General features: G+C 47.5%; 23 protein-coding genes. 17 read left to right on the top strand and 6 right to left on the bottom strand.

Annotated elements, in window-relative coordinates:
- The first annotated feature begins 56 nt into the window (after positions 1 to 56).
- A complete protein-coding gene (locus tag NSS95_RS10630) occupies positions 57 to 1,310 on the top strand; it encodes an MFS transporter (RefSeq protein WP_017550258.1) in 1,254 nt (417 codons plus the stop codon).
- Here NSS95_RS10630 and NSS95_RS10625 read toward each other — a convergent pair.
- Positions 1,288 to 1,470, bottom strand: coding sequence for a hypothetical protein (locus NSS95_RS10625; protein ID WP_017550259.1), 183 nt, complete (start codon positions 1,468 to 1,470; stop codon positions 1,288 to 1,290). The two genes, NSS95_RS10630 and NSS95_RS10625, sit on opposite strands and share 23 nt — an antisense overlap.
- Before the next feature lie 183 nt (positions 1,471 to 1,653).
- Between NSS95_RS10625 and NSS95_RS10620 the strand changes: the two genes are divergently transcribed.
- Both NSS95_RS10620 and NSS95_RS10615 read left to right on the top strand, forming a co-directional pair.
- On the top strand, positions 1,654 to 4,419 hold the full coding sequence (locus tag NSS95_RS10620) for a hybrid sensor histidine kinase/response regulator (protein ID WP_328228286.1): 2,766 nt from the start codon (positions 1,654 to 1,656) through the stop codon (positions 4,417 to 4,419).
- A gap of 288 nt (positions 4,420 to 4,707) precedes the next feature.
- On the top strand, positions 4,708 to 5,547 hold the full coding sequence (locus NSS95_RS10615; protein WP_014097685.1) for a CheR family methyltransferase: 840 nt from the start codon (positions 4,708 to 4,710) through the stop codon (positions 5,545 to 5,547).
- Between the two features lie 93 nt (positions 5,548 to 5,640).
- On the opposite strand, the gene NSS95_RS10610 is transcribed toward NSS95_RS10615, so the two are convergent.
- Positions 5,641 to 6,780 carry a fused response regulator/phosphatase gene (locus tag NSS95_RS10610; protein WP_260832012.1) on the bottom strand — a complete coding sequence of 380 codons (1,140 nt, stop codon included), beginning with the start codon at positions 6,778 to 6,780 and terminating at the stop codon, positions 5,641 to 5,643.
- A 143-nt stretch (positions 6,781 to 6,923) separates the two neighbouring features.
- On the opposite strand from NSS95_RS10610, the gene NSS95_RS10605 reads away from it, so the two are divergent.
- From NSS95_RS10605 to ytpR, 3 genes are all read left to right on the top strand, one after another.
- Positions 6,924 to 7,238, top strand: coding sequence for a thioredoxin family protein (locus NSS95_RS10605; protein WP_014097687.1), 315 nt, complete (start codon positions 6,924 to 6,926; stop codon positions 7,236 to 7,238).
- Positions 7,239 to 7,386: 148 nt separating this feature from the next.
- Positions 7,387 to 8,181: a DUF1444 domain-containing protein gene (locus NSS95_RS10600; RefSeq protein ID WP_017550264.1), complete on the top strand. Its 795-nt coding sequence runs from the start codon at positions 7,387 to 7,389 to the stop codon at positions 8,179 to 8,181.
- An 18-nt stretch (positions 8,182 to 8,199) separates the two neighbouring features.
- Positions 8,200 to 8,805, top strand: coding sequence for a YtpR family tRNA-binding protein (ytpR, locus tag NSS95_RS10595; RefSeq protein ID WP_061577133.1), 606 nt, complete (start codon positions 8,200 to 8,202; stop codon positions 8,803 to 8,805).
- A gap of 54 nt (positions 8,806 to 8,859) precedes the next feature.
- Here ytpR and NSS95_RS10590 read toward each other — a convergent pair whose 3' ends face one another.
- Entirely contained in the window at positions 8,860 to 9,498 is a 639-nt protein-coding gene (locus NSS95_RS10590) for a YhcN/YlaJ family sporulation lipoprotein (protein ID WP_014097690.1), read from the bottom strand.
- A gap of 174 nt (positions 9,499 to 9,672) precedes the next feature.
- Here NSS95_RS10590 and NSS95_RS10585 point away from each other — a divergent pair, with 174 nt between their 5' ends.
- The 6 genes from NSS95_RS10585 (at position 9,673) to ccpA (ending at position 18,675) form a co-directional block, all read left to right on the top strand.
- Entirely contained in the window at positions 9,673 to 12,801 is a 3,129-nt protein-coding gene (locus NSS95_RS10585; RefSeq protein ID WP_340713879.1) for a DNA translocase FtsK, read from the top strand.
- A 290-nt stretch (positions 12,802 to 13,091) separates the two neighbouring features.
- Positions 13,092 to 14,405: a UDP-N-acetylmuramate--L-alanine ligase gene (murC, locus tag NSS95_RS10580; RefSeq protein ID WP_035184298.1), complete on the top strand. Its 1,314-nt coding sequence runs from the start codon at positions 13,092 to 13,094 to the stop codon at positions 14,403 to 14,405.
- Positions 14,406 to 14,605: 200 nt separating this feature from the next.
- A complete protein-coding gene (locus NSS95_RS10575; protein ID WP_035184300.1) occupies positions 14,606 to 15,136 on the top strand; it encodes a DUF948 domain-containing protein in 531 nt (176 codons plus the stop codon).
- Positions 15,137 to 15,154: 18 nt separating this feature from the next.
- Complete coding sequence (locus NSS95_RS10570; protein ID WP_014097694.1) at positions 15,155 to 15,532, top strand: YtxH domain-containing protein; 378 nt, start codon at positions 15,155 to 15,157, stop codon at positions 15,530 to 15,532.
- 409 nt (positions 15,533 to 15,941) lie between these two features.
- Positions 15,942 to 17,018 (top strand): bifunctional 3-deoxy-7-phosphoheptulonate synthase/chorismate mutase, encoded by a 1,077-nt coding sequence (locus tag NSS95_RS10565; RefSeq protein ID WP_014097695.1) that lies wholly within the window; start codon positions 15,942 to 15,944, stop codon positions 17,016 to 17,018.
- A 658-nt stretch (positions 17,019 to 17,676) separates the two neighbouring features.
- Entirely contained in the window at positions 17,677 to 18,675 is a 999-nt protein-coding gene (gene ccpA / locus NSS95_RS10560) for a catabolite control protein A (RefSeq protein WP_014097696.1), read from the top strand.
- A gap of 95 nt (positions 18,676 to 18,770) precedes the next feature.
- Here the strand turns inward: ccpA and NSS95_RS10555 are convergent, their stop codons facing one another.
- The 3 genes from NSS95_RS10555 to NSS95_RS10545 are packed head-to-tail and all read right to left on the bottom strand — an operon-like array spanning position 18,771 to position 21,230.
- On the bottom strand, positions 18,771 to 19,925 hold the full coding sequence (locus NSS95_RS10555; RefSeq protein ID WP_014097697.1) for an acetoin utilization protein AcuC: 1,155 nt from the start codon (positions 19,923 to 19,925) through the stop codon (positions 18,771 to 18,773).
- Positions 19,922 to 20,569, bottom strand: a complete 648-nt coding sequence (locus NSS95_RS10550) for an acetoin utilization AcuB family protein (protein WP_017550268.1) — start codon at positions 20,567 to 20,569, stop codon at positions 19,922 to 19,924. The genes NSS95_RS10555 and NSS95_RS10550 overlap by 4 nt, the downstream gene beginning before the upstream one ends.
- Positions 20,570 to 20,597: 28 nt before the next feature.
- Positions 20,598 to 21,230, bottom strand: coding sequence for a GNAT family N-acetyltransferase (locus NSS95_RS10545; protein WP_017550269.1), 633 nt, complete (start codon positions 21,228 to 21,230; stop codon positions 20,598 to 20,600).
- 222 nt (positions 21,231 to 21,452) lie between these two features.
- Between NSS95_RS10545 and acsA the strand changes: the two genes are divergently transcribed.
- From acsA to moaA, 5 genes are all read left to right on the top strand, one after another.
- Entirely contained in the window at positions 21,453 to 23,171 is a 1,719-nt protein-coding gene (acsA, locus tag NSS95_RS10540; protein WP_035189033.1) for an acetate--CoA ligase, read from the top strand.
- 166 nt (positions 23,172 to 23,337) lie between these two features.
- Positions 23,338 to 24,126 carry a molybdate ABC transporter substrate-binding protein gene (gene modA, locus NSS95_RS10535; RefSeq protein ID WP_328229088.1) on the top strand — a complete coding sequence of 263 codons (789 nt, stop codon included), beginning with the start codon at positions 23,338 to 23,340 and terminating at the stop codon, positions 24,124 to 24,126.
- Positions 24,127 to 24,129: 3 nt separating this feature from the next.
- The gene (gene modB, locus NSS95_RS10530; protein ID WP_026683719.1) at positions 24,130 to 24,849 is read left to right on the top strand and encodes a molybdate ABC transporter permease subunit; all 720 of its coding nucleotides are present in this window, start codon (positions 24,130 to 24,132) and stop codon (positions 24,847 to 24,849) included.
- Positions 24,797 to 25,522: a sulfate/molybdate ABC transporter ATP-binding protein gene (locus NSS95_RS10525; protein WP_328229087.1), complete on the top strand. Its 726-nt coding sequence runs from the start codon at positions 24,797 to 24,799 to the stop codon at positions 25,520 to 25,522. The genes modB and NSS95_RS10525 overlap by 53 nt, the downstream gene beginning before the upstream one ends.
- 344 nt (positions 25,523 to 25,866) lie before the next feature.
- Positions 25,867 to 26,868 (top strand): GTP 3',8-cyclase MoaA, encoded by a 1,002-nt coding sequence (gene moaA, locus NSS95_RS10520; protein ID WP_026104877.1) that lies wholly within the window; start codon positions 25,867 to 25,869, stop codon positions 26,866 to 26,868.
- The last annotated feature ends 1 nt before the right edge of the window (position 26,869 follow it).

Raw genomic sequence — 26,869 nt, 5'->3', positions numbered from 1 at the left:
AAAATCCAGCAACATACGAGAATTTTCAAAGATAAGCTTTTAAGGAGGGCTATCTATTGAATACTTCACCTTCGCTAGTTAAATCAAATAAAAATTTCTTATTATTTTGGTCAGGACAAACTGTTTCGATGTTTGGTTCTCAAGTTACAATTGTCGGACTACCTTTAACTGCAGTCTATTTATTAAAGGCTAATTCATTTGAAATGGGGTTATTCCAAGCCTGTGCAACCATTCCATTTTTTTTATTTAGTTTAATTGCCGGGGCTTGGATTGATCAAAGTAATAAACGTTCGATATTGCTCGTTACAAATTTATTAACTGGACTTTGTCTTTTAGTTATTCCCATCTTTGCCTTTCTTAATGCCCTCAATTTTTACGTTTTTTACATCGTTGTTTTTTTATCTGCTACGTTTTCCATGATGTTTGAACTTGCCTATCTTTCTTTTGTTCCCATTATTGTTTCAAGGGAAGATTTGTACAGAGCAAATAGGAATTTAGAAGTTAGCCGTTCTTTATCCCAAATTTTTGGTCAAAGCATTGCAGGATTTTTAATCAATATTTTATCTGCTCCCATTTCTATCATGATCGATTCAATATCTTATTTTATTTCATTATTTTTTATGTGGAAAATAAAAATGAATGAAAAGAGAGAGACAGTTACAGAAAACATAAATATATTTAAAAGAATTTTAAAGGGACTAAAAGTATTAATAAATAGCCGAATTCTTTTATCTATCTCCATATCTACGGCTATTTTAAATTTTTGCAGAACTGCTTTTGAAACCATTTACATACTATACATAGTAAGGAATGTTGGAATGCACGCATCGCAAATTGGATTAATCTATGGGTTAGGAAGTATTGGAGGGATAATAGGGGCTTACTTTTCTGAATTTATTTCAAAAAAGATGGGTATTGGGATATCGATCATTGGTGCTACCGTTTTAATCGGAGTTGGGGGAATCGTTGTTTTTACACCCTACTTTCACTCTAAAACCATCGCTTTAATCTTACTTACTTTAGGACAGATGCTATCCGGATTTGGAAACATGCTCTATTTTGTAAGCCAGGTCAGTTTAAGACAGGCTATTACGCCATTAAAAATTTTAGGTAGCGTAAATGCAAGTAATCGGTTTATAACAAGGGGAGCGATGCCACTGGGGGGCGTCATTGGAGGCGTTCTTGGCTCGTATTTGGGGTTGAAAATGTCGTTATTTATTTTTGCAGCGGGATTTTTTCTTTCAACCGTAATATTATGTATCACCTCAATTTACAAGATAAGGAGTCTTAATATGAATCTAAACCTATAGAAAATCTATCATTTAAATTCATAAAATTCATTCGTATCAACTCGATTGCTTGATTGGGGAGCCTGTTACCAAGGGATACATCGTCCTGCGGTTGCAAGGCCTTTTTTGATTTTAGGAAAAGTAAAAACGGGGCGGTTTGATGGTAAATACGCATCATCATCCTCTCCCCCCCTTTAGCCTTGTAAAAAAACTTGATTCCTGCTACGAAATGTAACAAATTTGTCACAGATTGATGGTATAATATGTTGAAAAATCGGGAATAGAGTATAAGCTTCAATGGCTTTATCACTTGTCTTAGAAGTATCGATATATCCGGCAGATGGAAAAACAGGGGGAAGAAAGCATGGGCTTTAAGAAAAAACAATATGCAGGGTTCGGCGTGATCCTCGCTTTTATGCTTGTTACGGCTGTGGTCATGCTCGTTTCCATGAATCATATGAAAAAAAACATGTCTGAAATCGTGCAGGACCGCTATGTGAAAGTAAAAATGGCAACGGAGATCCAGCTGCTGTTTTCGCAGTCCGACCGGGAACTTTTGGCCATTATTAATGATGAAAAAGCAAGCGGCACGGAAACCGCTATTCAAAATATTACGGATAACCGTGCAAAAATCGAATCAAGGCTGAACCAGCTAGACAATATATTAAACCATAACCAGGCAAAGGATATTTTGGCAAAGCTCCAAAATGAATTTGCTTCCTATACGGAAACGGAAGAAACGATTATCAATGACGCCAGGCACAATAAAACGGTGCCGTCCGGAGTGATTTCCGACTATCAAACGAAACGGAGCCACTTAACGGGATATATTACCGATTTTAAAAATTTCCAGGAAAACTTAATGTCGAAAGCAATGAAAAATGCCAGCCAGCTGGAAAAAAACTTGCTGCAGATGATTGTGGTTTCTTCCGGGCTGATGATTGCCGTGATGCTGTTTATTGCTTACTGGATTGTATCGGGAACGGCGAAAAGCTTAAACAACATCTCCAAAGTAATGACGCATATCAATTACGATGACCTTACGTCACTGCCGCGGGTGGATGTGAAGACAGAGGATGAAATCGGGGAAATCGGTGCAGCTTTTAACCGGATGGCCGCATCGCTTGAGCAGGCAAGCCAGAAAGAAAAAAATTATATTGAACAAATATCGGAAAGAAACTGGATGCAGACGACGCTTGCCGAAATGGCGACGATGTATCAGAATATCACCCATATCAACACGCTGGCGGAACGGTTTATTCAAAAAGCCGTACCGGTTATGGCAGCCTCGATGGGTGCCTTTTATTTGAAAAGAGGAGAAAAAACAAAAGCCGAGTTTGTCAAAATTGCTGCTTATGCGGAAGACCGCGGGAATCCGGGCCGCGAAAAATTTTCATACGGGGAGGGGCTGGCCGGCCAGTGTGCGTTAGAAAAAGAGAGCCGGATCATTACCGATGTTCCCGAAAATTATTCGCTAATTTCGACCGGTTTGGGTGAAGCGAAACCGCGCAGCATTCTGATTGCGCCTGTCATTTATGAAGAGGAAGTACTGGCGGTTTTGGAACTGGCAAGCCTGGAGGAGTTCACGCCGGCGCGGCTTGAGCTCATCAAGCAAATCAACCATACACTCGGGATGGCAATCAACAGTGTCCTGAGCAGAATGGAGGTTGAGCGGCTTTTGAAAGAATCGCAAATGATGACGGAAGAGTTGCAGGCCCAGTCGGAGGAGTTGCAATCGCAATCGGAAGAACTGCAAGCCCAGTCGGAGGAATTGCAGTCGCAGTCTGAAGAATTGCGCATGATCAATGAACAGCTTGAGGAACGGACGAAAGAAGCGGAAAAAAGAGCGCAGGAACTGGAAAAAACAAAGCATCAGTTGGAAGAAAAAGCAGAGCAGCTTATCCAGAGCTCGCAGTATAAATCTGAATTTCTTGCAAATATGTCGCATGAACTGCGGACGCCGCTCAACAGCATTCTGCTTCTTTCCGAAATGCTGGCGGATGAATCGGAAGAGGGCAATCTGACCGAAGAACAAAAAGAATTCGCCCGTGTGATCCATTCATCCGGCAGTGACTTGCTCAATTTAATTAACGATATACTTGACTTGTCCAAAGTAGAAGCCGGCAAGATGGAAATTGTCATTGAAGAGACGAACACCCGTGAATTGCCAGTGTATGTCGGCAACCAGTTTGCTTATTTGGCAGAGCAAAAAGGAATTGAACTGAAGATTGATGTCGATGATAATGTGCCGGATTTGATTTATACCGACCAACGGCGTTTCCAACAGATCGTGAAAAACCTGCTTTCAAATGCCGTCAAATTTACGGAAAATGGTTCGGTGACGTTCCGGATGCGCAAAGTGAGCGCAGAAACAGCCGGAAAATACGTGAAAACGGAAGGCGCCGATTTTTGGCTGGAAGTGGCTGTGCAAGACACGGGGATCGGGATTCCGGAAAAGAAACAGGATCTCATTTTCGAAGCCTTCCAGCAAGGGGACGGTGCGACCGGCCGCAAATACGGCGGTACGGGACTCGGTTTGTCCATTTGCCGTGAGTTTGCCCGCTTGCTCGGCGGCACAATCTGTCTCGACAGCACTGTCGGAAAGGGCAGCACCTTCATTTTGTATATTCCAAGCTTGCCGAACGGGATGACCGCTACGGAAGAAGTGCCAGCGTCGGAAAGCGAAGCAGCGCCGGCATTGCTGCATGAAGAAGATCAGCAGCCGGGCGAAGAAGAATCAGCCGATCAGGCGCTCCGAAATAAAACGGTGCTGATTTGTGACGATGACAACCGGAACATTTATGCACTGAAAAAGGCGCTGTCGAAAGAAGGCATGAAAGTGCTTGTGTCGCAAAACGGTTTCGAATGCCTGGATATGCTGGACCTTCACAAAGAGGTCGACATCGTCCTCATGGATATTATGATGCCGGGCATGGACGGTTATGAAACGATGCAAAGAATTCGGAAGAACGATGCATTTGCGGATTTGCCCATTATCGCTCTGACAGCAAAAGCGATGAAAGGCGACCGGCAAAAGTGTCTGGATGCCGGCGCAACAGATTACATCAGCAAACCGCTGAAGATGGACCAGCTGTTATCTGTCATGCGGGTATGGCTGCCGCTAGAATAAAGGCAGGCTGAGGGAAGGAAGCCCGTGAAAAAGCGGAGAGAGGGGTACGGGGTGAAGGAAGGCTGTACATTTTGCTTGCTTTCTTCACGCAGGGAAGTCCGAAAAAAATTCGTTACAGGAATTTCTTTGTAAAAAAGGCCGCAAATTTAGCCCGCTATCTTCACATAGGCATGCTCCAAGTAAAGGAAGCACGGGAAATTTTGTTGCTTTTTAGCGGCCGTTGCGGAATGAATGCCATTTCCGCAATTTCAACAAGCCCAAACTTTAGAATGATGGAGTGCAAAAAGCGTGAAAAAAAACCAACTAACGGATGAGGACATCAGGAAGCTCGAACTGGATATGCTGCTATTTGCCATTTACCGGATATCTGGCTACGACTTCCGCCAGTATGCCCGTTCTTCCATTGAAAGGCGGGTTACGCACCGGATGCGGCTCGAAAACCTGCCGAGCATCAGCGCGCTAATCGAAAGGGTGATCCATGAACCCGAATTCCTTGAAGTGCTGTTAAATGATTTGTCCATTCAAGTGACAGAAATGTTCCGGGATCCGGACTTTTTTGTCGCCTTTCGCGAAAAAGTCGTCCCGGAATTAAGGCAGTACCCGGAAATCCGGATCTGGCATGCAGGCTGCTCCTCGGGTGAAGAAGCCTATTCGATGGCCATTCTATTGGACGAAGAGGGGCTGCGAGAAAAAACGAGAATTTATGCAACCGATATGAATGAACGAGTGTTGCGCCAGGCGGAAAGCGGCGCCTTTTCGCTTCATAAAATGCAGACGTATACGAAAAATTATTTCCAAGCAGGTGGGAAACGCGAATTTTCCTATTATTACACGGCCGATGCCCAGCATGCCTATTTCAATAAGAGCCTTGCGGAAAATATCGTATTTGCCCAGCACAATCTTGTCACGGACGGTTCGTTTAATGAGTTCCATGCGATTATTTGCCGGAACGTTATGATCTATTTTGACCAAAACCTTCAGAAAAAAGTTTTGCGATTATTTGATGAAAGTTTAACGAACCGGGGATTTTTAGGGCTCGGCCATAAAGAAACCGTGCGGACGATTGATACGGAAGGAAAGTATGAGGTTTTTGACAGAGAAGAAAAAATTTACCGAAAAAAAGCATAACCATTTAAAAAACGGCGAGACACTGCGATCTCGCCGTTTTTTACTGTATTTTCACCGGACAACCCCTATATCCCGCTTAGTAAGCCCTAGCACTTATTTTGCCTGCACGAGCACAACACACATATCATCCGGCTGTTGTTCCTGCAGTTCTTTGGCAAGGACGGTATCCAAGGGGGAAGCGGCCTTTTCCGGAGACCAGGTGGATGAAGCGAGCTGCTGCAGGATTTTCAAGCCGTCGTGGCTGTCCGAATCGAGTGCTTCCATTACGCCATCTGTAAATAAAAGGAGTTGCAGGCTCTCATGGTAACGGAGCACCTGCTTTTCCACTTTCAATTGCGGGAAGAAGCCGACAGCACATCCGCCTTCCGAAAGCGGCACGACTTCCTTTTCATCCACGAGGGCAAAAGCGGGCGGGTGGCCGGCATTCACATATTCGATCGTTTTGCTGGCACAGTCGAGCACAAGGTAGATGGCTGTAAAATAATGCTGCAACCCGCCATTTTTATTCAGGTAAAGCATCAGTTCGTTTAATTTCTGCATCACCGTTTCAGGGTCTGCCTTGCTTTGCATTAAATCCCTTAATTTGGAAGAAATAAACATGCAGACGAGCGATGCCGAAATGCCGTGCCCCATCACATCGAGCAGCATGAGGCTGTAACGGTGATCATCCATTTTATACCAGTAATAAAGATCACCGGCCAGTTGATGAGCCGGTTTGTACGAAGATGTAATGGAAAGACAGTTTTCTTTTATCGGTTCGCTCAAAAGTGTGCGCTGAACCTGCATTGCAAGATCGAGCTCGTCTTTTAAATGCCTTTCCTGTTCCGCATGCCAGTCTTTCTCTTCTTTCAGGCGCAGTGCTACTTTAAGGCGGGCGATCAGCTCGACTTTGTTGATCGGCTTTGTAATATAATCGATTCCCCCGGCGTTCAGTGCTTCCGCCAGCTTCCGGGCATCATCAAGCGCAGTAAGGAAAATGACGGGAATATCACGAAAACGCTGTGACTGCTGCAGCATCCGGTACGCTTCAATACCATCGATTTCGGGCATCATAATATCCATCAAAATGCAGTCGGCAGGCGGTTTTGGCGCGTGTTCCTCATTTAGATGCAAATAAGCGAATAATCCTTTAGCCGAAGTGAAAGATACATACTGATCATATCCGGCATTTTTTAAAGTTTTTTCTATGACAAATAAATTTACTTTATGGTCATCTACAATTAAAATGGTCATGAAGTCTACCCCTTATGTAAAAAGTCCATTTCCCGCAAACTGCTTAATTTTCATTATACCGGGAAAGCCGGGTGATGAAAAATGAAACAGCTCTGCCGTTACGGTATAATAAAAAGAAGACACAGAAACTGGAGGGTTTAACCATGCAGGAATTGCAATCAATGGAAGATTTTAAAAACTTGAAAGAAAACGGGACACATATTTTTTTGTTCTCAGCGGACTGGTGCCCGGACTGCCGCTTCTTAGACCCGTTTATGCCGGAAATTGAAAAAGAATACAGCGATTATACTTTTGTCCATGTTGACCGCGATAAATTTTTGGATTTATGTGCGGATCTTGATGTATACGGGATCCCGAGTTTTGTCGCATTCCGGGACGGCAAGGAAATCGGCCGTTTCGTCAGCAAAGACCGGAAAACAAAAGAAGAAGTCGAAAAATTTATCGAAAGCCTTGCCTGAATCATAGATGATCAAGCCGCATTGAACGCGGCACCATCCGAATGCATACGCATATTTTCAGGAAAGACAAAAAGCAGGCCGAAATCCCCCTCTTTGCGGACGGGGGATTTTTCCTAAGCTGGGGGATAAAGGAGGTGCCAACCGGAAAATGGATACGAAACAATTAAGACGGGAGCTGGAAAAAAGGCTGGAGAAAAAAGGACGGATTTTTTCCTATGACCGTGAAAAAGATGTACTTCGGGTCGAAAATGAAGACACACACCAGGGACTCAATATTTCCCTGCCGGAGATTGCCGCCAAATGGGCTACCCAAAAAGAAGAAGCGATTAAAGAAGTTGTCTATTATGCGGAAGCAGCGCTCGGTGTAATGGGGAAAAACCATTCGCTTAATGGCCGGGAAAAAAGTATTTTTCCTGTGATCCGGTCCACTTCTTTTCCAGAAGAAGCTCCAGGAGGCATCCCGTTTTTAACCGATGCGCACACGGCCGAGACGCGCATTTATTACGCGCTTGATCTGGGGAATACGTACCGGTTGATCGATCTTCAAATGCTGGAGCGGGAAGAGTGGAGCCCGGAACAAATTCGGGAAACGGCGCGGTTTAATTTACGGTCGCTTTCCACGAAAATGAAAAAAGACACTGTCGCTGGGAATGATTTTTATTTCTTGAACACGAATGATGGCTATGATGCAAGCCGGATTTTAAATGAAAAGTTATTGCAGGAAATGTCCGAGAAAACGGAAGGGGAAATGGTTCTTGCTGTTCCCCATCAGGATGTTTTAATTATAGGTGACATCCGCAATGAAACAGGTTATGATATAATCGCGCAAATGGCGATGAATTTTTTTGCAAACGGCCATGTGCCGATTACTGCCCTCTCATTTTTATATCAGGACGGCGAATTGGAGCCGGTCTTTATTTTGGGCAAAAACCGGAAGTCTTGAAAGGAGTACGTTTCGTTTATGAATGTTTTTTACAACCGCGAAGGCATCGGCGATACATTGATTGTTATGATCAAAGACGCGGAGCATGCCGCTTATGAAAAGAGAGGCACGGTTGCCCGCATTTATGATGAAAAGACAAAAGAAACAGCCGGGTTCAATATTTTTGAAGCATCCCGGTACGGCGCGTTTGAAGGAAGCGGCTCCGTGAAACTGACGGAAGCTTTACTCGACAAGCTGAACGGAATACTCGCCGAAAACGGGTTCGATGAAAAACTGGACGCCGACTTGTCCCCGAAATTCGTTGTCGGGTATGTAAAAGAAAAGGAAAAGCACCCGGATTCTGATCATTTAAGCATCTGCCAGGTTGACACCGGTGCTGAGACATTGCAAATTGTCTGCGGCGCGCCGAATGTGGAAGCCGGGCAAAAAGTTGTGGTTGCAAAAACAGGCGCTGTTATGCCGAACGGGATGATCATCAAAAATGCCGTGCTGCGCGGCGTGGCTTCAAGCGGCATGATCTGCTCGGCGCGTGAACTCGGGCTCCCGAATGCACCGCAGAAAAAAGGCATCCTTGTGCTGGACGGGCAATACGAAGTCGGAAGCGAATTTCCGCTGCCGGAATAAAAAGCCGGATGCCAAAAAAAGGGCTGCATCACGCGGGATGCGGCCCTTTTTCGCTTATCTTGATCCGTTCGGAAAGACACGCTGAATGATATCGTTAAACTGGTTAAAAAATCCTGAAATCGGGCGGCCGTTTCGGATGTCATTGACGTAATCACTCATCTGGTCAAAGAAATCCGGATTTTCGGAAATGTACACATCATTGATCGATGGATCGGTTTGCTTGACAACTTTCGAAATTTTGTTTTTCAGTTTTTTGTCAAGTTTGTCGTTGTTTTGGTTCCTTTCCAGTAAGACAGCCACATAAGCATTGTCATTCGTGGCGATGACACGCGCTTGTGCTACCTCTTTTAAATTCTCAATGCTGCGCGCAATACGGTTGGCCACCCGGACGTTATTGTTGTTATTATTGTTGTTGTTGCCGTTGCCGTTATTGTTCGTCAAATTGGCGTTGTTGATCCCTTGTGTACCCCGTGTATTATTTGTCAAATCAGCGCCATTATTGCCGTTTGTTCTTCCTGTATTGTAACGGACATTATTGTAACGCACATCATTATTGTCGGCTGTGTCGTTATAGCGTACAGGCCGTGCATTGTTGCGGTTGCCATTATTGTCGCCAGCACCGTTATTGTTTCCGCATCCCATCAACAGCCCGGATGCAAGCCCGATGCCGAGCAATGCTTTTGCGATCTTCAATCCATTCCCTCCTTCAAAAAAATAGTATCACTCATAATGTGTCTAACCCCGATTTTTTTATGCCGGCATGCCTGTGTTAAAAAATCCCTCGAAAAACATGTGTTTCCTTTGTATAATGGAAGGTGAGAAGAATTTTTGAAAGGCTCTTCGGACGCATGAGCAAAGGAAAGAGTGATGAATTTGAGCTGGATTAAAAAAATGGCAAAATATTTTAAGGATGAAAACGTGCACGAAGAGGCCCCGGAACAACCCGGGCTTTACCAGGCACGCCCGGACAAAATAGATACCCGTGTGGCTTATCATTATCCGAAAAAACAGTTTCGTTTTCCTGTAATTCCGGATCAGGAAGGGGCGCGCCGGAAGACGGCTGAAAAACCGGAAAAGCAGCGGCCACGGGCAAAAAAACATCGTCCCGAGCCACAGTCTGAACGGAGCGAAAAAGTGCAAAAAGGCCATCCTTTCCGGCCGACGGATATCCCGTCCCCGGTCTTTGGATTTAAACGGCCGACAAATGATTCTGCGCAGGAAGAAACAACAGTGTTGGAATACGAGCTGGAAGATCATTACAAAAAGGATATCCGTCTCTTGGATATGGCGAAACTGCAGCAATTGCTTGATTTTGCAGAAAATCCGGGCACGGACGGCGAACGGAACCTGACAACACCTGAACACGGCATGGCGGATCAATTGTTCGAAGAGAAAAAAATGGATTTACCGGCAGATCAAGCCGGGCGCGCAACAGCGGATCAGGCGGAAAAGGGCGAACCTGTCCAAACGGAAACAGGGCGCGGCGAAGATTCACCAGGTGCGGCAGATGAAGCCGAAGCGACATACAAGCTTGAGAAAACCGGCACAATTCCGTCTGATGAATCGGAACAGCCGAAAGCGGAAATGCCGGAATCCGGCCCGGCAAGTGTGCTGCCAAAAGAGGATGCGGCGGCCGTTTCTCCGGAAGCAAGTACGGCGGACCTTGCAAATGAACTGGAAACCTCTTCGTCATATACTTCGGAAAAAGCCGAAGCCATCCAGGTAAACGAACCAGACCAGCAAAACGCAGGAACACTGGGATCCGACCCGGCAAGTGACCCGGCAAAATCGGAAGAGACTCCGGCATCCGCTTTGGAGAACATGGAGCCAGAACAACATAGCATGGGCACGCCGGAATCTTTAGCAGCAGGCATGCTGGAGAAATCCGGCATAAGCCTGGCAGATGAGCCGGAAACAGAGAAAGCTGCTTCGGCAAGTGAACCGGAAAAAGCCGAAACCGATCCGGCAAACGAACCGGAAAAAGGGAATGCCACGGCCATTTCTCCGGAAGAACCCGGCACAAACCCGGCAGATGAATCGGAACAGCTAAAAGCGAAAACGCCGGGATCCGATTCGGCAAGTGTGCTGCCAAAAGAGGATGCAGCGGCTGTTTCTCCGGAAGCAAGTACGGCGGCCATTGCAAGTGAACCGGAAAAAGCTTCCTCGGCATATGCTTCGGAAAAAACCGAAGCCATCCTGGTAAATGAACCAGACCAGCAAAACGCAGGAACACTGGGATTCAATCCGGCAAGTGAATTGTCAAAAGAGGATGCCGCCGTTTCTCAAGAGGCAAGCATGGCGGACCTTGCAAATGAGCCGGAAACCCCTTCGGCATATGCTTCGGAAAAAACCGAAAAAAATGCAGGAAATGAACCGGAACAGCGGCATACGGAGATGGCGGGCACTTCTCCGTCATCCGGCGAAGCAACAAAAACGGAAAGACGCCCGCGAAAGCATCTGCCGTTTAACGTGCTGATGCTGAAACAGGACCGCCGGAGGATCACAGAAAAGAAAGAGGCCCCGGGTCCCCGGCCGGAACAAGAAAATCCGGCCGAAAACAGCGGTGAAAAACCGTTTTCTTTCCCGCCGCTTTCGTTGCTGGAGCCGCCGGTGAAGCAGACCCGGGATGAGGAGTGGATCAAAGAACAAAGCTATACGCTGGATGAGGCACTTGAAAATTTCAATGTCCGCGCGAAAGTGGTAAACGCAAGCCAGGGGCCTTCCGTCACCCGGTTTGAAGTCCAGCCTGAACCGGGCGTAAAAGTCAATAAAATCACCAATCTGAACGACGACTTAAAATTAAGCCTCGCTGCGAAAGATATCAGGATCGAAGCGCCGATTCCGGGCAAGCATACGGTCGGCATTGAAATCCCGAACTTGAAAAGCCGCCCTGTCCGTTTGCGTGAGATCATCGGTGATCCCGTATTTCAAAACAGCAAATCTCCGTTGACGGTTGCGATGGGCCTGGATATTTCGGGGAAACCGGTTGTAACCGACCTGCAAAAAATGCCGCACGGGCTGATTGCAGGCGCCACCGGATCGGGAAAAAGCGTCTGTATCAATTCGGTGCTTGTTTCGCTCCTGTATAAAGCGGCGCCGCAGGATTTGAAACTGCTCCTGATCGACCCGAAAATGGTGGAGCTTGCGCCATATAATCAAATTCCGCATCTCGTCAGCCCTGTCATTACAGATGTCAAAATGGCAACAGCGGCATTAAAGTGGGCGGTTGAAGAAATGGAAAGGCGTTATGAATTGTTTGCCCATGAAAGTGTGCGCGATATTCACCGTTATAATGAAATGGCCGTCCGTACCCGCAGGTTTTCCGAAAAGCTGCCGTATATTGTCATTGTCATCGATGAGCTCGCTGATTTAATGATGACCTCACCGGGGGATGTCGAAGATGCCATCTGCCGGATTGCACAAAAAGCGCGCGCCTGCGGGATTCACCTGATTCTGGCGACACAGCGGCCGAGCGTGGATGTCATTACCGGCTTAATCAAGGCCAATATCCCGACGCGCATTGCTTTTTCCGTCTCTTCACATGTCGATTCGCGCACCATTATTGATATGAGTGGGGCGGAAAAACTGCTAGGCAAAGGGGACATGCTGTTTTTGGAAAACGGCACTTCCAAACCGGTCCGGCTGCAGGGCACTTTTGTGAGCGACCGTGAAATCGACGATGTTGTGTCATCTGTAAGGGAAACCGCAGAGCCGGAATATTTGTTCCAGCCTGAAGAATTGCTGAGACAAACGGAAACGGGCGAAGAAGAAGACGAGCTTTTTCCCGACGCCTGCGAATTTGTCATTCACCAGGGCGGGGCGTCCACGTCACTTTTGCAGCGCAATTTTCGGATCGGCTATAACCGGGCCGCCCGTCTGATTGATATGATGGAGCAGCAGGGGATTATTTCCGGGGCGAAAGGAAGCAAGCCGCGGGATGTTTTAATAACGAAAAGCGAATTTATGCAAATGCAGGAAGCAGAAAGCAGAGAGTGATCGTTTTTCCTTATAGCCGGCAGCTGTTTTGGCAAGGATAGAGGAAAAAGGGCATGCGGAATGCGGATGTGCGCTGCCCTTTCCGGCTTCCGGCGGGCTGCGGGCAAAATTCCGTTTTTTCATGTTCACGGCTGCCTGGAAATGATATAATGATGGAGTATGAATTTTTTATGATGGGCATGAAGGCAGCCGTATAAAGCCTGTACAGCTGCTATGGAAACATGCCTTATCGCACATGGCGGGTTTTTATCATATACTGCATACATATAGACAGTGTTGGAGGTTCTATTATGACTGTATACCATTTCGTAGGGATTAAAGGATCGGGCATGAGCGCACTGGCACAGATCCTGCATGACATCGGATACGAAGTGCAGGGGTCTGACGTGGAAAAGCGCTTTTTTACCCAGCAGGCATTAGAAGATGCTGGCATTAAGATCCTGCCTTTCAACCGGGAAAATATTCACCCCGGCCTGACGGTGATTGCCGGCAATGCTTTTCCCGATACGCACGAAGAAATTGATGAAGCGATGAAACGCGGTATTCCTGTGATCCGTTACCATAAATTTCTCGGTGAGTTTTTGAAAAATTTTACGAGCGTTGCTGTAACAGGCGCGCACGGTAAAACATCGACTACCGGGCTGCTTGCCCATGTCATGCATGAGATCAAGCCCACTTCCTATTTGATCGGGGACGGAACGGGAAAAGGGGTTCCGGGAGCGGAATATTTTGTATTTGAGGCGTGTGAATACCGGCGCCACTTTCTTTCCTACCATCCGGATTATGCGATTATGACCAATATTGACTTCGACCATCCGGATTATTATGCGAACATTGACGATGTCTTTTCCGCCTTTCAAGAAATGGCACTGCAAGTCAAAAAAGGCATCATCGCTTACGGGGACGACGAGCAGCTGCAAAAAATCCAGGCGAAAGTGCCGGTTGTTTTTTATGGCTTTGAAGAAGGCAACGATTTTCAGGCAAGAAATATTGTGACGGAGCCGCAAGGAACGAAATTCGATGTGGTGGTCCGCAATAATTTTTATGGGACGTTCGAAATTCCCTCTTTCGGGAACCACAACGTGCTGAATGCGCTTGGGGTCATCGCCCTCTGCCAATACGAAGGCATCGAAAAAGAAGCGGTTGAAACGCATTTAAAAACATTTCACGGGGTCAAACGCCGCTTTACGGAAAAAGAAATCGGCACGCAAATCATCATTGATGACTATGCCCACCATCCGACTGAGATCAAGGCAACCATTGATGCCGCGCGGAAAAAATATCCGGAAAGAGAGCTTGTCGCCGTATTCCAGCCGCATACTTTTAGCCGCACGCAGGCATTTCTTACAGAGTTTGCGGAAAGCTTAAACCTTGCAGACCGGGTTTTTCTGTGCGATATTTTTGGCTCGGCGCGCGAACACCACGGGAAGCTTTCTATTTACGATTTGCAGGAAAAAGTCAGCGGATCTCAAATTATCAAGGAAGAGGACATGTCCCCGCTTCTTGGCATTGAAAACAGTGTCATTCTCTTTATGGGTGCCGGGGACATCCAAAAGTACCAAAAGGCATACGAAACATTGCTGCAAAAGCATGTAAGCCGGTAAGGCAAAGGCATTGTCCGAAAAACAGGCGGGCAATGTCTTTTTTTGTTATAAGATTTGTCAAGCAGAAAATGTTTCCATTTTTGTTGGCACAAGGCGGCCGTTATGCGAAAATAAGGATGGTACCCGCAAAGATTTCAACCCCATAGTTTAAGGAAGGCGATTTGGGGTAATTTTATTGTACATGGAGGTGGTAACGAAAGATGAAAATCATCCTGTATTTAAGCGTGGCGCTGATTGCTGTTGCATTCCTTATTCTGGTCATCGCCCTGACGAGGACATTGAAATCATTAAGCAAAACATTGGACAACTTGTCGGATACGGTAAAGGGCCTTGAAGGGCAGATGCACGGCATTACAGAGGAATCAACAAAATTACTGGAAAAAACGAATGTGTTGGTTGAAGACATCGAGCATAAATCGGAAAGGCTGAACAGTGTCGTCTATGCCGTGGAAGATATCGGTGTTTCCGCCCAGCAACTGAGTCAGGCGCTGCGTAAAGTCACAACATCGATTGCTTCGGCCGTCAGCAAAAGGCAGGACAAAATTGCACAGGCCGTGCAATGGGGCGCTGCGCTGAAGGAAATAAAAGATAGATGGTCGGGTAAAAAAGGTACAGGCACAGGCACGAATGAAACCCATCCTGTCCATGCCAAAGACCCTGTCCCGAAACACCTTCTTGAAGAACCGGCCCGCAATGATGAAAGGCTGCTCCAACGGGTAAGAAATTCATAAACTGAAGGAGGAATTTACATGTCTGAAGAACAAATGTCCACGAAAGATTTTTTGACTGGTGCAATTGTCGGTGGTGTTGTCGGTGCTGCAGTAGCGCTTATGCTGGCGCCGAAATCGGGGAAAGAACTTCGGGAAGACTTAAGCGGCCAGGTGGAAACCATTAAAGGAAAAACAGACGGCTGGCGCGAATTTGCGACCGAAAAAGGGACCCAGCTCGCTTCGCAGGCTGCTGAAAAAACAAAACAAGTCCGCGATTTTGCCGTGCAGAAAGGCAGCCAGCTGAAAGACAGCGCCGTTCAGACCGCGCAGCAGGCAAAAGATAAAGCACAAACGGATATGGAAAATGTGAATCAACAAAGTTCAAATTCAGGCAGTTCCTCATCGGTTGGTGAGTAAGCGCAAAAAAAGCGGCATATCAGCCGCTTTTTTTGTGCTTTTCAGACGGGAAAACAGAACAAGACGGATGATACGCGCCAAACGACAGCCGCTCTTTGTGCGTTTTTTTCAGATGGAGCGGTATAATATGAATTGAAGTTTTTCGCGACATAATCAATTACGATCAGGATGGACATGGCGACTGGCAAAACGAAAAGAAAGAGGGAACCTTTTTCCGAGAAAAACATATAAAACTATAACAGGACGGGTATTGCTTTATCACATAAAAGCGTTTATCCGATAAAGAATTTTTTCGTGACTTTTTAAAAAGAATCGATTATAATAAGTGCTAATCACTTGTAAGCTTCTATGGTAATAGACGCCGGCAACAAAATGAGATAAGGATATTGACAGAGAGGATGAGAGGTTCGTGGGGAACAGAGAGCTTGAACAATTGCGGAAAGAAGTTGAAGAAGTAAACTTAAAGCTGCTGGAGCTGATCAACAAGCGGGGTGAGCTCGTCCAGGAAATCGGGAAACTGAAAGAAGCTCAGGGTGTAAACCGCTATGATCCAGTCCGGGAACGCGAAATGCTGAATGCCATTAAAGAACATCACGATGGCCCGTTTGAAATGTCTACCATTGAACATTTATTTAAAGAGATCTTTAAAGCGGCCCTTGAACTGCAGGAAGATGACCATCGGAAAGCATTGCTCGTTTCGCGGAAGAAACAGCCAGAAAATACAATTGTTGATATTAAAGGCGAAAAAGTGGGCGACGGCAACCCGTATTTTGTATTCGGCCCGTGTTCGGTTGAATCGTACGACCAGGTTGCGGCTGTTGCGGCATCCGTAAAAGCGAAGGGGCTGAAACTGCTTCGCGGCGGCGCTTACAAACCGCGCACCTCTCCGTATGATTTTCAGGGGCTTGGACTTGAAGGCCTGAAAATTTTAAAACAGATTGCCGATGAATATGATCTCGCTGTTATCAGTGAAATCGTGACACCTGCTGATCTCGAAAAAGCGGTCGATTACCTCGATGTCATCCAAATCGGCGCGCGCAATATGCAGAATTTCGAGCTGTTGAAAGCGGCAGGTTCCATCCAAAAGCCGATTCTCTTAAAACGCGGACTCGCGGCAACGATTGAAGAATTTATGAATGCCGCTGAATATATTATGTCAAGAGGAAACGGACAGATTATACTTTGCGAACGGGGCATCCGGACGTACGAACGGGCGACCCGCAATACGCTCGATATTACGTCGGTGCCGATTTTAAAACAGGAAACGCATTTGCCAGTATTTGTGGATGTGACCCATTCGACAGGGAGAAGGGATTTGCTCCTTCCAGCTGCCAAAGCGGCGTTTGCGATCGGAGCGGACGGTGTCATGGCGGAAGTGCACCCGGATCCGGCAGTCGCACTTTCGGACGCAGCTCAGCAAATGGATTTGAAACAGTTCGATGCATTTTATCAGGAAATCCAATCCGCTTTGCCGGCGAAAATATAAGGATCAGCATCCGGCCTTCTGCCTTGCAGAAGGTTTTTCTTTGTGGGGGATTTTTCCGGCCGTGTGGTGGCGTCGTCCTGTCATTTTTAAACGCAAGAACATCGAATGGCGGATAAACTAGGGATTGTTGAATAAGCGAAATTCCTTCACGTAGACGGTCTCTAGGTAAAGGAATGCCATCGTTTTTCGCGCCTTCTTAACATAGACGGGTTCTAAGTGAAGGAATGCCTTCATATTAGCTTGCTTTCTTAACGTAGACGCGCTCTAAGTAAAGGAATCCATCCAAAGTTCAGGCAGCCACGGCTAAGGAAGCGGGCAATATTCCAGCAAAAGCTCAAATTGGCCAAAATTCCGCTGTCATGTTGCTACATACGGCACGAAAGAAGCGGCGCCAACGTCCAGACGTCGTCTTTACCCCTAAAATTCTTTGTGAAGAATGTGGCAATTTTGTGTCAAACCTTGCAGGAAGTTTTTGCCTGGCTTATCATATATGGTATAATGAGAAGTCTAATGAACTGATAAAAGTGTCGAACGTGATCGTGTTTGGGCATTTTTTTGTACGATACACCAGAGGAAAAAGCCTTACATTTCTATGTTTAAGACAGGCTGAATGGTGAAAACTATGAACAGGACTTGTATATTGGAGAGTGATTGAAAGATGAACATTACGATTTATGATGTTGCCCGTGAAGCCAACGTTTCCATGGCAACGGTGTCGCGGGTTGTTAACGGAAACCCGAATGTGAAACCGACAACAAGGAAGAAAGTGCTCGAAGTGATCGACCGGCTCGGCTATCGCCCGAATGCGGTTGCACGCGGCCTCGCCAGCAAAAAGACGACAACCGTAGGCGTCATTATCCCGGATGTGTCGAATATGCTGTATGCGGAACTTGCCCGCGGGATTGAAGATATCGCAACGATGTACAAATACAATATTATTCTAAGCAATTCCGACCAGAATAAGGAAAAGGAACTGCGCCTTTTGAACACGATGCTCGGCAAACAAGTGGACGGCATTGTGTTTATGAGCGGGAATATTACGGAAGAGCATATTGAGGAATTTGAAAAATCTTCTGTTCCGATCGTACTCGCCGGGTCGATTGAACCTACGGGAAAAATTCCGTCCGTTAATATCGATTATAAAAAAGCGACAATTGAAGTGATCAGCGAATTTGTCAAAAAGGGACATAAGGAAATTGCATTGGTAATCGGGCCGCTGCATGATGCGGTCAACCGCGAATTGCGCCTGGAAGGATACAAAGAAGCGCTCCGTAATGCGGGCATCGAATTCAATGAGGATTATGTTCTGGAAGGGGACTATACATATGATTCCGGCATAGAAGCATGGCAACGGCTTCAGGAATTGGACAAGACCCCTACGGCCGTGTTTGTCGGAAACGATGAAATGGCACTCGGCGTAATCCACGGCGCCCTTGATGCCGGTGTTAACATTCCGGAACAGCTGGAAGTCGTTTCTTCCGATAATACGCGTCTCGCTGAAATGGTGCGCCCGCAGCTGACTTCCGTTGTCCAGCCGTTGTATGATATCGGTGCTGTTTCAATGCGGCTTTTGACGAAATACATGAACAAAGAAACCGTAACGGAAAACCAGGTCATCCTGCCGCACCGTGTGGAATACCGGAATTCGACAAAATAAAAAAGCAGCATGGGCGTAAACGGTAACGCTCACCATTGAAACGAATAGAATGAATAAGGCCGGTGCTGCCAGAATGATCTGGCAGGGCCGGCTTTTTATTTTGTCTGTTTAATGAATTGCAGCAACCGGTTCAGCACAAGCCGGTTTTTTTCTTCAATTTCCGGTTTGCGCGGGATCGGGCGGTATAAACCTACCGGGTCGTCCCATCTTTCAGGCAGGGGGTAGGGGGAGATTTTTTGCCATTTTTCAAGCCATGCAGTAGGGATCTCTCCGCTTCCGCCTTCCCTTTCCGCCATTTCCAGCCAAATGAGCGACCAGGCCCGCGGCACGACCCGCCAAATGTCATAGCCGCCCCCGCCAGTTGCAATCCACCGGCCTTCACAATATTCGTGCGCCATTTTGTGGGCCAGTTTCGGAATTTCGCGGTAAATGTTCATCGTCGCGGACAAATGGGTGAGCGGGTCATAATAATGGGCATCCGCCCCGTTTTGCGTGACCAGTACATCCGGCTTGAAGTATGCTGCGATTTCTTCCAATGCTTTTGCATAACATTCCAGCCATGATTCGTCTTCTGTAAACGCATCCAAAGGAATATTGAAAGAATAGCCATATCCTTTTCCCGTTCCCCATTCGTTAACATTGCCGGTGCCAGGGAAAAGGTAACGGCCCGTTTCGTGGATGGAAAACGTACAAACATTTTCATCATCGTAAAAAGCCCACTGCACGCCGTCACCGTGGTGGGCATCCGTGTCCACATAAAGAACGCGCGCGCCGTATTGTTTGCGCAAATATTTAATGGCAATTGCCGTATCGTTGTAGATGCAAAATCCGGAAGCTTTGCCGCGGAATCCGTGATGCAGCCCGCCGCCAAGGTGCAGAGCATGCCGCGCCCTCCCCGACATCACTTCTTCGGCTGCCTGCAATGTACCGCCGGCGATTAAAGCGCTCGCTTCGTGCATATTCGGGAAAACGGGGGTGTCTTCTGTCCCGAGCCCGTAATTCTCTGCTTTGACCGGATCAAGTTTTCCATGCCCGGCCAGTTTTACGGCTTCCACATATGACGGGTCATGGATGAGCAACAGTTCCTCATCAGTAGCTTTCCGTGGTTTGACAATATCCTCCCCACTCAAAGCCCCGATCGCTTCGAGCAGTTCTTTAACCAATTGGAGCCGCATCTGGTTAAACGGGTGGTCATCGCGGAAACGATAAGCCAGCAAATCGGTGGAATAGACGAAAACAGCATCTTTCATCGCGGCATCCCCGGCATATTTGGCCAGAGTACTTCATAGCCGGCCTCCTTCAAATGCGTAATGAGGGACACCGGGTTCATCGTGCTGACCCGGAACACGAGCACACGGTTTTCCTCATTTTTACGGTCGGGGTAAATCAGCACACTTAAAATATTCAGATGATGTTCGTATATGATTTCGGTGATATCGCGCAGGATGCCGGTCCGGTTGCGGGCGCGGATTTCAATCTGCGAACTCGGATGTCCTGCGCCGGTCAGATCTACAAAAGTCTGAAGCAGATCGGTCCCTGTCACAATTCCGACCAGCTGCCCGTTTTCAAGAATCGGCAGGCAGCCGATCCGGTTGTCATTCATGAGCGCGGCAATGTCTTCGATAAAATCGAGCGGATGCCCTGTCAAAAGGTCCGTTTTCATAATTTTTTCAAGCGGCAGCGAAAGTTTTTCCAGCTGCTCGCCTGGGAAAAACGGATTGGGCGCCACTTCCTTGATGTCCCGTTCGGTGACGACGCCGCACAGTTTGCCGTTTTGATCGAGTAGCGGGATATGGCGGATCTGCTCCTTCTGCATCAATTTTAGCGCGTCTTGTACGGTATGCCGGGGTGACAGCGTCTTGACGTCTTTTTGCATGATTTCTTCCACAATCATCTTTACCCATCCCCTTTTTGCCGAAGTTTTAGTACATATACCGGTTTTTAAAGCGGATCCGGTCAAATTTTTCAATCGATTCCTGATCGACTCTTTTTCCGATCCGCACCATTAGGCAGTTTGCCGGATGTGAACAAATTTCGGGATCATCCGTTGCGAACCATTTCAAGCCACCTGCTGCCATCATTTTTTCCATCATCTTCCGGTATTCCCACACGTTCAGGCCGGTCCCTTTCATATCCCAGTGCCAGTAATATTCGGTTGTAATAATAATGTAATCTTCCATCGCGTCGTCCATCATGGAGACTTTCAGCAAATGCTTGCCGACAGCGCATCCCCGGTATTTCGGAATGACTTCGATCGCGCCAAGTTCGAGAAGATTATCCATATGGCCCTCTGACCAGCGTTCGAGCGGGTCCGGGAAAAGAAACGTGACATAGCCGACGACTGTATTGCCGCTGCGTGCCAGAATGATCCTTCCCTCCGGCAGGTCGGCAATTTCAATCAGGGCAGCATGCTGTTTCGGCGCGGGGCGGAAAGCTTTTAAGTCTTCATGGAATGCCATTTCCGCAAGCCTTTTCCCCGGAACCGGCCCTTCAATCACAAGTGGCCCTGCTTTTGTAGGCAATTCGATAGAGTAGTATGTTTTCTTATGTTCCATTTTTCCACCATCCCTTGAACAAATCAAAAGAAAAACGTATGATGAATGACCGTTCATTTCACAATTTCATCATCTCATGTTTACAGAACAAAAACAATATGGAAAGAGGGAAATTCCAGAATTGTTCACAATGGTGGCATTTGCGGAAAGAAGTTTTAAATTGTGAATAAAACAGTTTTCATATATAATAAATATGTGAATCTAAACAAAGGGGGACATTACATGCAACTGGAAGCGTTACCAACCGTACAAGGGGATTTCAATCTGAAAAACTATGAAGAAGCCCGCAAAACGTTCAGCTGGAAAGACGCCGAGAAAAATTTTTCATGGTATGAAACTGGGCGTGTCAATCTGGCGTATGAAGCCATTGACAAACACGCCGAAAGCTCCCGCAAAAATAAAGTAGCGCTCATGTATTTAAGTGATTCACGCAACGAGAAATATACTTACTATGAAATGAAAAGGCTGACAAACAAGGCGGCAAATGTTTTAAAAGAAAAAGCAGGCGTCAAAAAAGGTGACCGTGTTTTCATCTTTATGCCGCGCTCGCCGGAACTGTATTTTGCCATGCTTGGCGCCATCAAGCTCGGCGCCATTGTCGGTCCGCTGTTTGAAGCGTTTATGGAAGGGGCCGTAAAAGACCGCCTTGAAGACAGTGAAGCGAAAGTGCTTGTGACAACCCCTGACCTTGTCGGGCGCGTCCCGGCTGATCAACTTCCGGCATTGGAAACCATTTTTGTTGTCGGGGAAAATGTCAAAGAAGAAGGAAAGTACGCAGACTATCTGAAATATTTTAACGCAGCTTCCGATAAACTGGAAATCGAATGGGTTGACCGGGAAGACGGGCTGATCCTCCACTATACGTCCGGTTCGACCGGAAAGCCAAAAGGCGTCCTCCATGTCCACAATGCCATGATCCAGCATTACCAGACGGGAAAATGGGTGCTTGATTTAAAAGAAGACGATATTTACTGGTGCACAGCAGACCCGGGATGGGTAACGGGGACCTCTTACGGCGTGTTTGCGCCATGGTTAAACGGCGCAACAAACGTCGTTGTCGGCGGCCGCTTCAGCCCGGCAGCGTGGTACAATACGATTGAACGGTTCGGCGTCACTGTTTGGTACAGCGCCCCGACTTCGTTCCGGATGCTGATGGGGGCCGGCAATGAAATCATTAACCAATATGACCTCTCGACTTTGCGCCATATTTTAAGTGTCGGTGAACCGCTGAATCCGGAAGTTATCCGCTGGGGCAATGAAGTATTCGGACTCCGCATCCATGATACATGGTGGATGACGGAAACCGGCGCACAACTGATCTGCAACTATCCTTGCATGGATATCAAACCGGGATCGATGGGAAAACCGCTTCCTGGCATTGAAGCGGCCATTGTTGATGACCAGGGAAACCCGCTTCCGCCGAACCGGATGGGCAATCTCGCCATTAAAAAAGGCTGGCCTTCCATGATGCGCGCCATCTGGAACAACCCGCAAAAATATGAATCTTACTTTTTCCCGAACGGCTGGTACGTTTCCGGTGACTCGGCTTATATGGATGAAGATGGCTATTTCTGGTTCCAGGGCCGCGTGGACGATGTTATCATGACGTCCGGTGAGCGGGTCGGGCCGTTTGAAGTGGAAAGCAAACTGATCGAACATCCGGCCGTTGCGGAAGCCGGTGTCATCGGCAAGCCGGATCCGGTCCGCGGTGAAATCATTAAAGCCTTTATCGCTTTAAGGGACGGATACGAACCGTCAGATGAGCTGAAGGAAGAGATCCGTCAATTTGTGAAAAAAGGGCTGGCCGCCCATGCCGCGCCGCGGGAAATCGAGTTTTGCGAAAAACTGCCGAAAACCCGGAGCGGGAAAATCATGCGCCGCGTCCTGAAAGCCTGGGAACTGGATCTGCCGGCCGGGGACCTTTCGACAATGGAAGATTGAGTAAGCAACCGGACAGCTTTAGTGCTGCCCGGTTTTTCTGTCTAAAGGTTTCAGTGATAGAAAACAGTGGAAAAGTCCCCGGGTAAGTGAAAAAATTGAGAAAGAAAAAATATTCGGCTATCATAAAAACATATCCTTTTATAAAAGTGTAAGGTTGGTGTTTGATATGAAAAGGTTCGGTATGGTATTGCTTTGCCTTTTCCTGCTTGCGGGCTGTTCTGCACAAGGGAGTGCATCCGGCTCCGCCAAAAAGCAATCCAAACAAACAGAAATCAGTGTAGCGGCAGCTTCAGATTTGACAAAATCTTTCCAGCAAATCAGCAAACAGTTTGAAAAAAAGACCGGTATCAAGGTGAAACTTGTTTTTGCCGCATCGGGCGAACTGGAGCAGCAAATTGAAAATGGTGCGCCGTATGATGTGTTTGCGGCGGCGAACGCGGATTATGTCAACCAGCTGGCGAATAAAAACATGCTTGTTCCCGGCACAAAAACCGTCTACGCATACGGGAAAATCGGGATTGCGGCTAAACAAAGCAGCCATCTTTCCATCCACAGCCTTAAAGATTTAACCCGCCCTGAGGTGAAGAAAATCGCCATTGCCAACCCGGAAACTGCGCCATACGGATTGGCGGCAAAACAGGCGCTTCAAAAAGCGGGGATTTGGGATAAAGTGAAACCAAAATTGGTTTACGCCAAAAATATTGCAGATACCCTGACGTACGTGAAATCGGGGAATACAGAAGCTGGCATCGTTTCCCTCTCGCTTGCGCAAGGTGAAAAGCTGGATGTTGCCAACATTTCAAGCAGCCTGTACAATCAGCTGAAACAGATGGCAGCGGTTGTGAAAAGCTCGAAAAAGCAGGCAGCCGCAAAGAAATTTGTGCAATACTTAGCCAGCAAAGAAGCACAAAATACGATGAAAAAATACGGCTATGCAGTGTCTGCGGGGCAGTAACAAGTGGGACAGATCGATTTATTTCCCATTTATCTGTCTTTTAAAGTAGCATTGCTTTCAACCGTTTTTTCCCTTATCCCCGGACTGTTGGCAGCCTATCTATTAAGCCGGTCGGAGGGAAAAGCGGCGGATGTGGCAGACGCTTTGCTGACGCTTCCGATTGTGCTGCCGCCGACCGTGCTCGGTTACTATCTACTCGTCATTCTCGGAAGGCAAAGTGTGCTCGGCCGGTTTCTTGAACAACAATTCGGCGTGACGATTGTGTTTACGCAGACAGGAGCGGTCATTGCGGCAATGTGCGTATCCATTCCATTTTTCATCCAGTCGGCGCGCACGGCTTTTGCCGGTATTGATGAATCGCTCCTTCATGCAGCACGCCTTTTGGGGCGAACGGAATGGAATATCTTTTTTTCCGTCATGATCCCTTTGTCATGGCGGGGGCTCACAAGTGGCGTCATGCTCGCGTTTGCGCGCGCCCTTGGCGATTTCGGGGCAACGTTAATGGTGGCCGGCAGCATTCCGGGAAAAACGGAAACGATGTCCATTGCCATTTACAATTGCCTGATGAACGGGGACGAACGGACGGCAGGGCTCCTCGTTGCGATCATGACGTTTTTATCGCTGGCCGTCCTGTACGGCATTAAGCGGATGGAAAAAAAGATGGGAAGGGGTGGCAGCAGGCATGCTCCGCGTAAACATCAAAAAAACATTTCCGGAATTTGAGCTGGATACCGCGTTTGAAGCGGGCCCCGGCGTCACCGGCATTTTAGGACCGTCCGGAAGCGGCAAAAGCCTGACGCTGGAGTGCATTGCCGGGATCGACAAGCCCGATGAAGGAAAGATTGAACTAAACGGCCGGATATTATTTGATAAAGAAAAGCATATGGATATCAAGACGCGGCACCGCCATACGGGCTATATGTTCCAGCATTACGCCCTATTTCCGCATTTAACGGTAAAACAAAATCTTGCATTTGGTTTAAAGGGGCGGCCAAAAAAGGAAATAGAAGAGAAGACGGCTGCTTTTTTGAAAAAAATCAAAATGGAAGGTTTTGAAAACCGCTACCCTGCTGAACTGTCCGGTGGGCAAAAGCAGCGGGTGGCACTTGCGAGGACGCTTATCACCGAGCCCTCCTGCCTGCTTTTGGATGAACCTTTTTCCGCATTGGACCCGGACACGAAGGAACTTGTGATGGAAGAATTTTTATCGTTTCTTCACGATCATTTTCACGGGGTCGTTTTACTGGTTACCCACAATATGGAAGAGGCTGATCTGCTTTGTGACAATGTCATTTTGTACAGAAATGGGAAAGTATTACAGCAGGGCCCGAAAAAAGAGGTGCTGAAACACGCCGTCGCCCGGCAAGATGCCCGGAAGTGCGGAACCAGAACATGAAAGCCGGGGACCAAAGAAAAAGGCGTGCCGTCCGGTAAAATGCCCGGATTCCTCTCAAAGAAGCGGCATGCTTCAGGCAAACATGGCAACCGTGGACAAAGAAAGCGGTGTGCGCCCGGCAAGATGCCCGGAACCGTGGAAGCAGAACCGGGGACCGAAGAAAGCGGTGGGCCGCCCGGCAGGATGCCCGGGTTCCCGCGGCATGACAAACCGTGGCCAGTGCGTGCGCCTTACGACGGGCATGGGAACTTTGGCGGTTAAGAATGGCAGCCGGGCGCCTGCAAACATTTGGCAAATGCATTTTTAACAGAGAAACAGAATTTAAAACGGAGATGATGGAGAACATGCTGACCGATAAGCTGAACCGGCCGCTTTTGGATTTGCGGATTTCGGTAACGGACCGCTGCAATTTCCGTTGCACGTACTGCATGCCTGCCGATAACGGCCAGAAATATTGTTTTATGAACCGGTCCGAACTCATGACATTTGAAGAAATCACGCGCCTTGCGAGACTTTTTGTATCCCTTGGCGTCCGGAAAATCCGGCTGACGGGCGGGGAGCCTTTGCTGCGGAAAGACATCGATCAGCTTGTGGCCATGCTCCATCAAATCAGCGGCCTTGAAGATTTATCGGTGACAACGAACGGCTTTCTGTTGAAACGATATGCCGCACCGTTAAAAAAGGCCGGCCTTTCGCGCATCAATGTCAGCCTGGATGCCCTCGATCCGGAAATCTTTCCGGCCATCAACGGCGTCGGGGCAAAACCGGCAAGAATTTTGGAAGGGATGGAGGAAGCCATCCGCCAGGGCATCAAAGTCAAAGTGAATATGGTGGTCAAAAAAGGGATGAACGATTCGCAAATTGTACCGATGGCCGCCTATTTCAAGGAAAAAGGGATTTCCCTCCGTTTTATCGAATTTATGGATGTCGGCTCCCTGAACGGATGGAAGCTGGATGAAGTCGTGACCAGCAAAGAAATTCTCAACATGATTTCAAAAGAAATGCCGCTTGAACCGTTGAAAGAAAATTATTACGGGGAAGTTGCCAAACGGTACCGTTACAAAGGGACGGATACGGAAGTCGGGTTCATTTCATCCGTATCCCAGCCTTTTTGCGGCGACTGCACGCGCTTGCGGCTGTCGGCAGACGGGAAAATATACACCTGCCTGTTTGCCGCACAAGGCACGGACCTGCTTGGCGCCATAAGGGAAGGGGCAAGCGATGAAGTGCTGGCTGCCCGCATTGCAGGCATATGGCAGAACCGGGCGGACCGCTACTCACAAGAACGGGGAAAAAACCCGACTTTTAGAGGAAAACGGATCGAAATGTCGTATATTGGAGGGTAAA

Origin of the sequence: Weizmannia sp. FSL K6-3076, from assembly GCF_038007245.1 — a bacterium.
GTDB classification, from domain to species: Bacteria; Bacillota; Bacilli; order Bacillales; family Bacillaceae_C; genus Weizmannia; species Weizmannia faecalis.
This window is presented reverse-complemented; position numbering and strand designations above follow the sequence as displayed.

Coding starts and splice junctions, on each gene's coding strand:
- moaA (WP_026104877.1), top strand. CDS start 25,867: ATGCTGACCGATAAGCTGAACCGGCCGCTTTTGGATTTGCGGATTTCG.
- murC (WP_035184298.1), top strand. CDS start 13,092: ATGACTGTATACCATTTCGTAGGGATTAAAGGATCGGGCATGAGCGCA.
- acsA (WP_035189033.1), top strand. CDS start 21,453: ATGCAACTGGAAGCGTTACCAACCGTACAAGGGGATTTCAATCTGAAA.
- NSS95_RS10585 (WP_340713879.1), top strand. CDS start 9,673: ATGAATTTGAGCTGGATTAAAAAAATGGCAAAATATTTTAAGGATGAA.
- ccpA (WP_014097696.1), top strand. CDS start 17,677: ATGAACATTACGATTTATGATGTTGCCCGTGAAGCCAACGTTTCCATG.
- NSS95_RS10555 (WP_014097697.1), bottom strand. CDS start 19,925: ATGAAAGATGCTGTTTTCGTCTATTCCACCGATTTGCTGGCTTATCGT.
- NSS95_RS10570 (WP_014097694.1), top strand. CDS start 15,155: ATGTCTGAAGAACAAATGTCCACGAAAGATTTTTTGACTGGTGCAATT.
- NSS95_RS10545 (WP_017550269.1), bottom strand. CDS start 21,230: ATGGAACATAAGAAAACATACTACTCTATCGAATTGCCTACAAAAGCA.
- ytpR (WP_061577133.1), top strand. CDS start 8,200: ATGAATGTTTTTTACAACCGCGAAGGCATCGGCGATACATTGATTGTT.
- modA (WP_328229088.1), top strand. CDS start 23,338: ATGAAAAGGTTCGGTATGGTATTGCTTTGCCTTTTCCTGCTTGCGGGC.
- NSS95_RS10625 (WP_017550259.1), bottom strand. CDS start 1,470: ATGATGATGCGTATTTACCATCAAACCGCCCCGTTTTTACTTTTCCTA.
- NSS95_RS10575 (WP_035184300.1), top strand. CDS start 14,606: ATGAAAATCATCCTGTATTTAAGCGTGGCGCTGATTGCTGTTGCATTC.
- NSS95_RS10620 (WP_328228286.1), top strand. CDS start 1,654: ATGGGCTTTAAGAAAAAACAATATGCAGGGTTCGGCGTGATCCTCGCT.
- NSS95_RS10605 (WP_014097687.1), top strand. CDS start 6,924: ATGCAGGAATTGCAATCAATGGAAGATTTTAAAAACTTGAAAGAAAAC.
- NSS95_RS10610 (WP_260832012.1), bottom strand. CDS start 6,780: ATGACCATTTTAATTGTAGATGACCATAAAGTAAATTTATTTGTCATA.
- NSS95_RS10550 (WP_017550268.1), bottom strand. CDS start 20,569: ATGATTGTGGAAGAAATCATGCAAAAAGACGTCAAGACGCTGTCACCC.
- NSS95_RS10600 (WP_017550264.1), top strand. CDS start 7,387: ATGGATACGAAACAATTAAGACGGGAGCTGGAAAAAAGGCTGGAGAAA.